The 11840-nt window shown below is 65.0% G+C and carries 8 protein-coding genes and 3 pseudogenes; 4 read left to right on the plus strand and 7 right to left on the minus strand.

The window, feature by feature from the left end; genetic code table 11:
* Positions 1-193 precede the first annotated feature (193 nt).
* From F6X39_RS16415 to F6X39_RS16435, 5 genes and pseudogenes are all read right to left on the minus strand, one after another.
* Entirely contained in the window at positions 194-2587 is a 2394-nt protein-coding gene (locus tag F6X39_RS16415) for a DNA polymerase II (protein WP_187617366.1), read from the minus strand.
* A gap of 155 nt (positions 2588-2742) precedes the next feature.
* Positions 2743-3753, minus strand: coding sequence for a DUF2891 domain-containing protein (locus tag F6X39_RS16420; RefSeq protein ID WP_187617367.1), 1011 nt, complete (start codon positions 3751-3753; stop codon positions 2743-2745).
* A 10-nt stretch (positions 3754-3763) separates the two neighbouring features.
* Positions 3764-3937, minus strand: a pseudogene (locus F6X39_RS16425) (5-oxoproline transporter, DUF979 family subunit); the annotation flags it as partial.
* Between the two features lie 58 nt (positions 3938-3995).
* A pseudogene (locus F6X39_RS16430) lies at positions 3996-4277 on the minus strand (5-oxoproline transporter, DUF969 family subunit); the annotation flags it as partial.
* Between the two features lie 129 nt (positions 4278-4406).
* Positions 4407-5324 (minus strand): LysR family transcriptional regulator, encoded by a 918-nt coding sequence (locus tag F6X39_RS16435; protein WP_187617368.1) that lies wholly within the window; start codon positions 5322-5324, stop codon positions 4407-4409.
* A 104-nt stretch (positions 5325-5428) separates the two neighbouring features.
* Between F6X39_RS16435 and mdlC the strand changes: the two genes are divergently transcribed.
* From mdlC to F6X39_RS16450, 3 genes are all read left to right on the plus strand, one after another.
* Entirely contained in the window at positions 5429-7072 is a 1644-nt protein-coding gene (gene mdlC / locus F6X39_RS16440) for a benzoylformate decarboxylase (protein WP_187617369.1), read from the plus strand.
* 37 nt (positions 7073-7109) lie between these two features.
* Positions 7110-8561: an aldehyde dehydrogenase gene (locus tag F6X39_RS16445; protein ID WP_187617370.1), complete on the plus strand. Its 1452-nt coding sequence runs from the start codon at positions 7110-7112 to the stop codon at positions 8559-8561.
* Positions 8562-8691: 130 nt separating this feature from the next.
* Complete coding sequence (locus tag F6X39_RS16450) at positions 8692-10110, plus strand: MFS transporter (protein WP_187617371.1); 1419 nt, start codon at positions 8692-8694, stop codon at positions 10108-10110.
* Positions 10111-10242: 132 nt separating this feature from the next.
* Here the strand turns inward: F6X39_RS16450 and F6X39_RS16455 are convergent, their stop codons facing one another.
* Positions 10243-10974 carry a DUF2278 family protein gene (locus F6X39_RS16455; protein ID WP_184062928.1) on the minus strand — a complete coding sequence of 244 codons (732 nt, stop codon included), beginning with the start codon at positions 10972-10974 and terminating at the stop codon, positions 10243-10245.
* 141 nt (positions 10975-11115) lie between these two features.
* Complete coding sequence (locus tag F6X39_RS16460) at positions 11116-11487, minus strand: alpha/beta fold hydrolase (RefSeq protein WP_262414729.1); 372 nt, start codon at positions 11485-11487, stop codon at positions 11116-11118.
* Between the two features lie 66 nt (positions 11488-11553).
* Between F6X39_RS16460 and F6X39_RS16465 the strand changes: the two are divergent.
* Positions 11554-11646 (plus strand): annotated as a pseudogene (locus F6X39_RS16465) (IS6 family transposase); the annotation flags it as partial.
* Positions 11647-11840 lie beyond the last annotated feature (194 nt).

An 11840-nucleotide genomic window follows, 5' to 3' on the forward strand; every position in this document is an offset into this window, starting at 1 on the left:
AAATTATGATGGCGCTCTAATTCTGTTGATAGGATTGAAAACCACAACTAAGGATTAGTTTTTTTCCGCCTTTAATCACGGATTGCCGCACCTTTGCTGTGCATAACACGCACTCCGATAAAGAGGCCGAGCCGCCGTCCATGGTGAAGTAGGCAATTCGTCCATGCTCGCAGCCGCGCGTTCGCCGCCACGATCAGAACAACTGTTTCTGCCCCGACATCAGCGTCGTGAAATCGTCGCGTAGCATCGGCAGAATCGCGTCGGCAACCGGCTGCAATTGCCGCGTCAGATAGTGCTCGTAGTCGATCGCCGAGCGCAGCGTTTCGAGCGGCTCGGGGCCGGCCACCGTCATCACGTAGCTGATCCAGCCGCCGTTCTGATATTGCAGCGGACGTCCCTGCTGGCGATTGAACTCATCGGCGACGCGTGCCGCGCGCACATGCGGCGGCACGTTGCGCTCGTAAGCGTCGATCGGTCTGCGCAACTGCTTGCGATAGACGAGCTGATCGTCGAGCCGGCCGGCGAGCGTATCGCGCACATAGTCGCGCACGTAATCCTGATACGGCTGCTGCTTGAAGATGCGCCGATACAGCTCCTGCTGAAACTGCTGTGCAAGCGGCGTCCAATCGGTGCGCACGGTTTCGAGCCCTTTGTAGACCACGTCCTCGCGGCCGTCCGGCAATACCGTCAGTCCTGCGTAGCGTTTCTTGCTGCCTTCCTCGGCACCGCGCACCGTCGGCATGAAAAAGCGTCGATAGTGCCGCTCGAATTGCAGTTCCAACGCACTGTCGATACCGAAGCGCGCCTGCAGCTTCTGCCGCCACGCCGCGTTGATATGTTCGACGAGCGCGCGGCCGATGCGCGCGGCGTCTTCCTCGTCATGCGCGTGTCTGAGCCAGACGAAGGTCGAATCGGTGTCGCCGTAAATCACTTCGTAGCCTTGCGCCTCGATCAGCTCGCGTGTCGTGTGCATGATCTCGTGGCCGCGCATCGTGATTGACGACGCAAGCCGCGGATCGAAGAAGCGGCAGCCGGTCGAGCCTAGCACGCCATAGAACGCGTTCATGATGATCTTCAGCGCCTGCGACAGCGGCTTGTTGTGCTCGCGCTTGGCCGCTTCGCGTGCCTGCCACACCTGCGCGACGATCGACGGTAAGCAGTGACGCGTGCGTGAAAAGCGCGCGCCGAGAAAGCCCGGCACCGAGCTCGCGTCGTCGGGATGCAGCATGCCTTCGACCAGACCGAGCGGGTCGATCAGAAACGTGCGGATGATCGACGGATACAGGCTCTTGTAGTCGAGCACGAGCACCGAGTCGTAGAGCCCGGGTCGCGAATCCATCACGAAGCCGCCGGGGCTCGCGGCGCCGGCCACGTCGCCGAGATTCGGCGCGACATAGCCCTGCCGATGCATGCGCGGCATGTACAGATGCGTGAACGCCGCGACCGAGCCGCCGCTGCGATCGGCAGGCAGGCCGGTCACGCTCGCGCGTTCGAGCAGGAACGGCAGCAACTCGGTCTTCGCGAAGATACGCGTGACGAGCTCGCAGTCCTTCAGGTTGTAACGCGCGAGCGCGGGCTTGTCTTCGTCGAAGCGGCGCTGGATTTCGTCCATGCGCTGATACGGATTGTCGATCGCCTTGCCTTCGCCCAGCACCGAACGCGATACGTATTCGAGGCTGAACGACGGGAAGCTCCACGTCGCCGAACGCAATGCCTCGATGCCGTCGATGACCCAACGACCTGCCACGCCCGCGAAAAAGTGATTGCGCGTGACGCCGTGTTCGCGCCACTCCATCACCGCGCCGCCTCGTCCGATGCGCAGCGGCACGCGATACTGCTCGGCATGGTGTTGCAGTACCTTCAGATCGAACTGCACGAGGTTCCAGCCGATGATCGCATCGGGATCGTGCCGCTCCATCCACTCGATCAGCTTTTCGAGCAGTTGTGCGCGGGTTTCGCAGTATTCGAGCTTGAAGTCGATGGCGTCGGTGACGTTGCCGATGTTGCCATTCGGCGGCCCAAGCATATACACCTGCCGCTCGCCGCAGCCTTCGAGCGCGATCGAATATAGCTCGGCATGCGCGCTCGTTTCGATGTCGAGCGACACGAGCTTCAACGGCGGACGATAGTCGTGGGACGGTTTGAGTTCGCTGTCGAGCCAGGGGCCATCGAGCCCCGGACCATTCTGCTGCGGCACGCCGCTGAACCACACCGGCGCGGTGATGAAGCGCTCCATCATGTAGCGCTCGGGCGGCTGGATATCGGCTTCGTAGACATCGACACCGCCTTCTCTGAGGCGCTTCTCGAAGCCCTTCAATTGCCGGTATTGCGCACAGTAAAGCCCGCTGACCGGCCGATGCTGGAAGTCGCGCAATTCGAGCGAACGCAGATCGAGCGGCGCGTCGCGGCGCAGGATCGTTTCGGCGCGTTCGCGATGTTCGGCCGGAATGAAGGCGACGGACGGCTGAGGGCGCAGACGGATGTGGCGCGGCCCGCTGTCCGTGGCCAGCCAGAACTCGATTTCCGTGCCGGCGGGCGTGTCCCGCCAATGTCGGGTCAAAATGAAACCCTGCTCGAACTCAGTCAAACTTCCACCTTTAAAGCGGCGCAATCGCCTTGCGCGATTTTACCGCCGCAGGCAGGGACTATTGAACGGGCAATAAAAAGGGCGCTTCGCATTGAAGTGCCCCAACCAGCACGGCTTTATCTCTTGAAAGCCGGTTCAGCTCGTGCCCGGTTCGCTCAAGCTTCGAGCGCCAGCGTCGCAAACGTGGCGAGCCAGTGCTCGCCCATGTAGTCGCCGGCCACATGCGGCAGCGCGCTGTGCAGATGACGCTCGGCCGCATCGAACAGCACGGTGCGACGCACGTCGCCGGCGGGCAGCGCACGCGCGAGCGCACGCTGGCACCACGCGCGGCTCAGATTGAGGCCGTCCAGATGCGCGATCTTGCCGTCGCTGCGATCGGTCACGGTGACGGGCTCGAACAGCGTCGCCGGTTTTTTCGCGCCGAGGTCCGGCAGGAAGCGTCCGAACCAGTCGGTGAACTGCGCCGACGGCAACACACGCCGCATCAACTCCGCTTCCATCAGCGACGGCGACAGGAACTCGTCGCCGGCCGGCTCCCATGCCTGACACGCGACGTCGTCCAGATACCAGCGCTCCGCGGTGCTGACGATCAGCGCCTCGAGCGATTCGCGCGAGGTTTGCCGCGCGAAATCGAGCGTCAGCGCGAGCGCGAACGCCATGTTGAAGTGCGTGCCGACGCGCAGCGGATAGGTTGCCTTTGGCAGGAACTCCGCGAAGCGCTCGACGAACACCTCGGTGAGCGGCGCGAACGTCTTCGCCCAGCGCGCGGCTTCCGAGATTTTCATCGACTGCAACTGCGCGCCGAGCGCGAGCAGCCATGCCCAGCCATACGGCCGCTCGAAACCGCGGTTGTGCGGCAGCTCCAGATACGCGAGTTCGCCGGCGACGTTCGCCGCGGTGAAATGCTCGTCGACCACGGCGACGATGCGCGCGGCCTCGGGCAGATCGGGGAAGCGTTCGAGCAGATGCAGGATCAGCCAGTAGCCGTGCACGCACGAATGCCAGTCGTAGCTGCCGTAGAAGATCGGATGCAAGGCGCGCGGACCCTGTACGTCCTGCGGTCCTCCAAGCGAGTGCGTGAGCTTGTTCGGATATTCGCGCGTGAGGTGGGCGAGCGCGACATTGGCGAATCTGGACGCGAATTCGCGGGTGAGCTGGGTGGTCATCGGCGGCTCCTCAGAAGCGGAATACGAACACGTACAACAGTATGGTGTTGACGATCAGCAATAGTAAAGCGGTCGGCCATTGCGCCTTGATCACGCCGTTCTGGTCCTTCAGTTCGAGCAGCGCGGCGGGGACGATGTTGAAGTTCGCCGCCATCGGCGTCATCAGCGTGCCGCAGAAACCAGATTCTTCGTTTCGACGAAGGGCGCGTACTTGAGCGTCAGCGTACCGACCAGCGTGATGAGAGCACGCGGCCGGTGGTGGCCGCATGCAAGCGCGAGATCAGATGCCGCGCCTGTTGCTTCAGACCGTTGCGTTCGAGCAGCGCGATGACCGGCCGCGTGAGCCAGATCAGGCCCATGTAGCGGTGATCCGCGAATGCCTTGCCGAACGCGCTGACGATCGCCACCGTCTGCAAGCCGCCGGCTATCCCGGTCGCGACGCCCGCGATCGTCACCACCAGCAGCCCGTTGAAGCGCAATGCGAAGCCGAGTACCACGATCGGCACGCCAATCAAAACCCCCATCCGGCTCTCCTTGCTTCGTTTCCCCGACGCATGGCGACGGAATCTAACACGAGACTTTATTGATAAATAATCGATAAAATCTACTTATCGGGTAAACGCCGAGAAAGTGGCAGCGTGTGCGGGAAACGATCAACCCGTGGTCATACCCTCCGCCGTCAACTGCCGCAACTGCTCCAGCAGCTTGACCGCCGGGCTCGGCAGAATCCCCTGGCGCCGCCGGAACGCGGTCAACGTGCGCCGCCCGACCACGCCTGGGACGCCGAGCGTATCGAACACGCCGGCCTTGCTTTCGGTCACGTACATCGTCGACGCCATCCAGCTCAGAAAGCCCGAACGCGCGACCAGGCTCTTCAGCGCCGTGACCGAGCGCGTTTCGACGACGACGTTCGGCAGTCCCAGCCCGCGCGCGGCAAACACGCTCTGCATGTGCTCGAACGGGCCGGTGCCGCGTGGCGGAATCGCCCAGCGTTCGCCCAGCGTGTCGGCGAGCGTGAGGTCGGGCTTGCGCCGCAGCGGATGATCGAGCGCGGCGACCACGTAGCTCGCGTCTTCCCAGCGGCAATCGGCGATCGCGGTGATCTCGTCGGTATCGGGCACGGCCATGCTGAGCGCGAGATCGATCTGACGTTTGACGAGCGCATCGGCGAGCCGGTCCCACACGCCCTCGATGATCTCCACGCGCAGGTTCGGCCACTTCGTCAACACGCCGCTCACCGCGAGCGGCAGCACGAGGCTCGCGATGCTGCCGACCGCGCCGACGCGGATCGTGCCGCGCGCGAGGCCGCGCATCGCGTCGATTTCCTCGCGCGCCTGTTCGGCTTCGCGTTGCAACAGGTTCGCGTGCGGCAGCAGCGCCTCGCCGACCGCGGTCAAATGCATGCCGCGCGAATGCCGCTCGAACAGCGGCGCGCCGACCTGTTCCTCGAGACGTCGGATGGTCCGGCTCAAGGCCGGCTGTGTGATGTGCAGCGCTTCGGCGGCGCGTCCGAGGCTGCCGCTCTCGACGATCACCGCGAACGCCTGCAGTTGTTGCAGGTTGTAAGTCATGCCGAAAGGTAATGCCTTTTTGCGAATTGGGCAATTTTCGGTTACCCCGGCGGCCGCGATAATGGCCATTCGATTTTCCGCGCTCACCAGACAGGAGATTTCGCATGACAAGCAGCGCGCCGCAGCAGAATCAGGCACACGCAATAGAACAGAGCACGCCGTGGACCGTACGCGACGCGGTCATCGACTTCGCGCGCCGCGTCGGCATGACGTCGATCTTCGCGAACCCGGGCTCGACCGAGCTGCCGATGTTCCGCGATTTCCCCGCGGATTTCCGCTACGTGCTCGGTCTTCAGGAAGCGGTCGTGGTCGGCATGGCCGACGGCTACGCGCAGACCACCGGCAACGCGGCGCTCGTGAACCTGCATTCGGCGGCGGGCGTCGGCAATGCGATGGGCAATATCTTCACGGCGTTTCGCAACCGCACGCCGCTCGTCGTCACCGCGGGTCAGCAGGCCCGCTCGATCCTGCCGTTCGAACCGTTCCTCGCCGCGACCCAGGCCACCGAATTGCCGAAGCCCTACGTGAAGTGGAGCATCGAGCCGGCTCGCGCGCAGGATGTGCCGCTCGCGATCGCGCGTGCGTACGCGATCGCGATGCAGGAGCCGCGCGGCCCGGTGTTCGTGTCGATTCCCGCCGACGACTGGGATCAGCCTGCCGAGCGCGTGGCCGACCGCGAGGTCGCGCACATCATGCGTCCCGATCCGGCGATGCTCGAACGCATCGGCACGGTGCTCGACGCGTGCGAGCGGCCCGCGTTCGTGGTCGGTGGCGCGGTCGATCGCGCGGACGCGGCGGCTGAAGTCGTGCGCCTCGCGGAGCGGCATGCCGCGCGCGTCTACGTCGCGCCGATGACAGGACGTTGCAGCTTCCCCGAAACGCACCGCCTGTTCGCGGGCTTTTTGCCGGCGCTGCGTGAGCGCATCGTCGAGTTGCTCGGCGCGCACGACGCGATCTTCGTGATCGGCGCGCCTGCGTTCACGTATCACGTCGAAGGCAGTGGTCCGCATGTGCCGCCGGGCTCGCGGCTGTGTCAGTTGATCGACGATCCGGGCATTGCCGCATGGACGCCGCAGGGCATCGCCGCGGTCGGCAACGTGCGGCTCGGCGTGCAGGATCTGCTCGCGCGCGCCGCGCCCAAAGCGCGTGAGTTGCCCGCGCCGCGCGCGGTGGCGCCGCGCGTGCTGCCGCCCGCGCGGGGCGAGCGGATGTCGGTCGCGTTCGCGTTGCAGACACTCGCCGAAGTGCGCGATCCCGATGGCATCGTCGTCGAGGAAGCGCCGAGCTCGCGGCCCATCATGCAGACCTATCTGCCGATCGCGCGTGCCGGCACGTTCCTGACGATGGACAGCGGCGGCCTCGGCCACGGCATGCCGGCGGCGGTCGGCGTCGCGCTTGCGCGGCCGGGCGAGCGCGTGATCGCGCTGATCGGCGACGGTTCGAGCATGTACTCGATTCAGGCGATCTGGAGCGCGGTGCAGATGCAGCTACCGATCACATTCGTGATCCTGAACAACACGCGCTACGCGGCGTTGCAGGATTTCGCGCCGGTGTTCGGTTTCGCGCCTGGCGAGACCGTGCAGGGCACGGACCTGCCGGGCCTCGACTTCGTGACGATCGCGGCGGGCATGGGTTGCCCTGGCGCGCGCGTCAGCGAGGCGGCTGAACTTGCCGACGTGTTGCGTCGCGCGCTGACCGAAGGTGACGTGAAAAGCGGTCCCACGCTCGTCGAAGCGATCGTCGCGTAACGGCGCTTCCCATTCACGAAAAGGAGAGAGACCTACGATGAAAAACGTATCGATGCTGATCGGCGGCGAGCAGACACAGGCGCGCAACGGCGCGACCTTCGAGCGCCGCAACCCGCTCGACGGCGAAGTCGCGACGCGCGCGCCGGCCGCGACCGTCGAAGATGCCGTGGCCGCCGTCGATGCCGCCGCGGCCGCATTTCCGGTGTGGTCCGCGCTCGGACCGAGCGAGCGCCGCGCGTTGCTGACGAAGGCCGCGCACGCGCTCGAAGCGAAGGCCGAGGCCTTCGCGGCCGCGATGGCCGCCGAGACCGGCGCGTCGGGCATCTGGGCCGGCTTCAACGTGCATCTCGCGGCGGCCGGGCTGATCGAGGCCGCCGCGCTGACCACGCAGATCGCCGGCGAACTGATCCCATCCGACGTCCCCGGCAGTCTCGCGATGGGCGTGCGCCAGCCCGCGGGCGTCGTGCTCGGCATCGCGCCGTGGAACGCGCCGGTGATACTCGCGGTGCGCGCGATCGCGCTGCCGCTCGCGTGCGGCAACACGGTCGTGCTGAAGGGCTCGGAGATCTGTCCGGCCACGCACGGTCTCATCATCGAGGCGATGCAGGAGGCGGGTCTGCCGCGCGGCACCGTGAACTTCGTGACCAATGCGCCGGCCGACGCCGCGCGCATCGTCGACGCGATGATCGAACACTCGGCCGTGCGTCGCGTGAACTTCACGGGCTCGACGCGCGTGGGCCGCCTGATCGCCGAAACGTGCGCGCGCAATCTGAAGCCCTGCGTGCTCGAACTAGGCGGCAAGGCGCCGCTCGTCGTGCTCGACGACGCCGACATCGGCGCCGCGGTCGATGCGGCCGTGTTCGGCGCGTTCGCGAACTCCGGGCAGATCTGCATGTCGACCGAGCGGATCATCGTCGACGATAGCATCGCCGATGCGTTCGTCGAGCGGCTCGCCGCGCGCTCGCGCGCGCTGCCACTCGGCGATCCGCGCAAGGGGCCGGTCGTGCTCGGCTCGGTAGTCGACATGAGCACGGTCGAGCGCTGCAACGCGCTGATCGACGACGCGCTCGCCAAAGGCGCGACGCTCGTGTGCGGCGGCAAGAGCGAAACCACGCTGATGCCCGCGACGCTGCTCGATCGCGTGACGCCGGACATGCGCATCTATCACGACGAATCGTTCGGGCCGGTCAAGCCGATCGTGCGCGTGCGTGGCGAGGAGGCCGCAATCGCGTGTGCGAACGACAACGAATACGGCCTGTCGGCGGCGGTGTTCAGCCGCGACACGGCGCGCGCGCTGAACGTCGCTAAATGCATCGAGTCGGGCATTTGTCACGTGAACGGCCCGACCGTGCACGACGAAGCGCAGATGCCGTTCGGCGGCGTGAAGGCGAGTGGCTTCGGCCGCTTCGGCGGCAAGGCGGGGATCGCGGAATTCACCGATCTGCGCTGGGTCACGCTGCAAACGACGCCGCGTCACTATCCGTTCTGATGAGGAGCGACGCGATGGGCTCGCTGTTCGGCGGCCAGCTCGCCGAGGCGGGCCATCGCGTCGCACCGTACTGCCGACAGCAAAAAAAATCGAACAACGCGCGTGCAGCGCAAACAACGGAGACAGGTTCATGAGTATCGTTCCTGCCGCTTCGACGGCGACCACGACCGCGACCGCGCGCGACGACGCGGCGCTCGCCGGCATCGCGCGCGGCGGCAACACGGTCGACATCGGTCATGCACTCGACGACGGCCCCTACACGTTGCTGCAGAAAATCGCGGTGGTGCTCGCGGCGCTGTCGATCGTCGTCGACGGCTTCGACAGCCAACTGATCGGCTTCGCGATTCCGATGCTGACCAAGGAGTGGGGCATCACGCGCAACGCGTTTGCGCCGGTGGTTGCGTCGGGGCTGGTCGGCATGGGTATCGGCAGCGCGTTCGCGGGGTTGTTCGCCGATCGCTTCGGCCGCCGCTGGGCGGTGATCGGCAGCGTGTTCGTGTTCGGCCTGGCGACCTGCGCGATCAGTCTCGCGCCGAACGTCGCGGCCATTGCGGCGCTGCGCTTTATCGCGGGGCTCGGCATCGGCGGCGCGCTGCCAACGTCGACCACGCTGACCGCCGAGTTCACGCCCGCGCGTTTTCGTACCTTCGCGGTGACGGCGACCATTCTGTGCGTGCCGCTGGGCGGTATGGTCGCGGGATTGTTCGCCGGCCAGGTGCTGCCGGTTTATGGCTGGCGCGGTCTGTTCGTCGCGGGTGGTGTGCTGCCGCTCGTGCTCGCCCTCGTCCTGCTCGCGGCGCTGCCGGAATCGCCGCGTTTTCTGGCACGCCGTCCGCATCGCTGGCCCGAACTCGTGAAGCTGCTGCGGCGCATGGCGCGCGACGTGTCGGCCGATGCGAGCTTCACCGATGTGCGCGAACAAAGCGCTGAGAAACACGTCGGCTTTGCCGCGCTGTTCCGCGATGGCCGTTCGCGCGACACCGTCGCGATCTGGGGCGCGTTCTTCATGTGCCTGCTCGCGGTGTATGCGGCGTTCAGCTGGCTGCCGTCGATGCTGACGAGTGAGGGCTTGAGCGTGTCGCTCGCGGGCTATGGCCTGAGCGCGTACAACCTCGGCGGCGTAATCGGCGCGGTGCTGTGCGCGCTGGCGATCGGGCGCTACGGCTCGCGCTGGCCGCTGCTGCTGTGCTGCGCGGGCGGCGTCGCGAGTGCATGGATGCTGCTCGGCGTCAGCGCGACGCAGCATACGGCGTTGATGATCGTCGGTCTCGGCTTGCACGGGCTGTTCGTCAATGCGGTGCAATCGACGATGTACGCGCTGTGCGCATACGTCTATCCGACCAGCGTGCGGGCGACGGGCACCGCGTCGGCACTCGCGTTCGGCCGCGTCGGCGCGATTCTGAGCGCATTCGCCGGTGCCGCGGTGATCACGGCCGGTGGCGCGTCGGGCTATCTGCTGATGCTCGGTATCGCAATGGCCATCGTGCTGATCGCGCTGGCGGTGGTGCGGCGGCATATTCCGCGTCGAGGCGCCGCGAGCGCGCGCTGATCGACGCGACGTCTCTCGCGGTGCGTTCGTATCGCGAGGGACTTTTGCGCGCGATCTGATTTTCCCCTTTGCAAGAACCTGTTTCTCGCGCATCGCGGCGGTTTCCACTTGCCCCATGCACGAGCGACCCTATCAACCTCGCTGAATATAAACCGGCAACGCCACTGCATTCGCCGCCGGATCGCCGGCCGCATTGGTCGGCAAATACTGTGTCTGAAACGCGGTAAACATCGCGGCAAACCCATCGGCGCGCTGCACGATCACCGCGCCGTCCTGGAACGCGCCGTTTTCGTTGTAATGCGGACCGCGCGGATTGCCCTGATTCATGTGAGTCTCGTGAAGACCGTCCTTCTTCGGCAGAAACAGAAAGCCGAACCCGTAGACCACGATGCCCGCGGTGGTCGGTGTCCAGAAATCGCGGTTGTGCAACTGGCCGCTGCCGTTGTCGTAGGGCAGACTTTGCGACGGTTTGCTTTCGTCGATGGTGAGGATTTCGTCGATGATGTCGTTGACGTCGGCGCGGTTGCCGTTTTGATCCTCGTAGGGGACCGGCCGCATGCGGTGAATGTCGAGCAGGCTGCTGTCCTGGAAGTAGTCGAGCCGTGGAAAGCCGCTCGTGTAGAGGCCGAGGTTCAGGGGCTGCAGTTTCGCGGTGAGTGGATCGGCGAAGTTGAGGTCGGCATAGAAGTACACGTCGTCGTTACCGCTTGCGCCCGGTTGCGTCGACGCCGAATTGACGACGATGTTGAATGGCGTGTTGTCGTTGCCAGTCACCGTGATCACATAGTGCGGACTGCCTATATACGAATCTTTGAAGGGCGCCGCGCGCAGCAGTTTTCCCTTGAACATGCAGTATTCGTTCATGACTGAATGACCTTCTCGAAGTTGACGAACGGAAAGCGACGTATCCAAGCATACGGTGCTACACGTCGATAAACAACCGCGCCCGCTGTCATACGCTTGCAATGTTTTTATCCCAACGCTATTGCGGTGTGCGAGCAATGATCAACGAGCCGTATCGAACCCGGCCGCCCACCGAGCCCATTCGACCAGCGCTTCGGTCACATCGTCGGGACGCTCCATCGTACACATGTGACCGCTTCGTTCTATCACGCGAAGCTCCGAGCCACGAATCTGCGCGTGCATTTCCTCGTGACGCGCCAACGGACTCCATTTGTCATCGCGGTCGCAGACGATCATCGGCGGGCACGCGATGTCGCGAAGCAGCGCCGTTGCATCGGGACGATCGAGCAGCGCGCGGATCTGCGCCGCGAATTTGTCCGGTGTGCTTCGCTCGATCATGTCGAGTACCGCCTCGTAGACGGCGCAATCGTGGCGGTCCGCGTTGACCATGCCGGGCGCCCACTCGCTGCCCATGGGGTTTTGTCGCGTTAAGACGGGAGAGGTAGTATTCGAGCCTGACAAATATGCTTTGGCTGGCCGATGAAGAAGACCCAAACACCGCGAAAGACGCTTGCTGCGGGCATCACCCGAGTGCTAAAGCGCCTTCACTATCCGCTCGATGTGATGTTGCTATACGGACCTGGTGCGCGCGCAGCAACTCGCCATTGCGAGCCTGGCCGGCCGCATCACGGAGGATGCGAGAGGCTGGGCGCAGTCGCGACAGCATGGCTGCACGCCACAGGCCTGAGCCATCACACGCCATACGCAATTACGTGCCCTTGCCGGGTCCACCATCATGCGCAAAGTACCGGACTTCGTCTTTCGTC

This window comes from Paraburkholderia sp. UCT2 (genome assembly GCF_014397665.1).
In the GTDB taxonomy this organism is placed as follows: domain Bacteria; phylum Pseudomonadota; class Gammaproteobacteria; order Burkholderiales; family Burkholderiaceae; genus Paraburkholderia; species Paraburkholderia tuberum.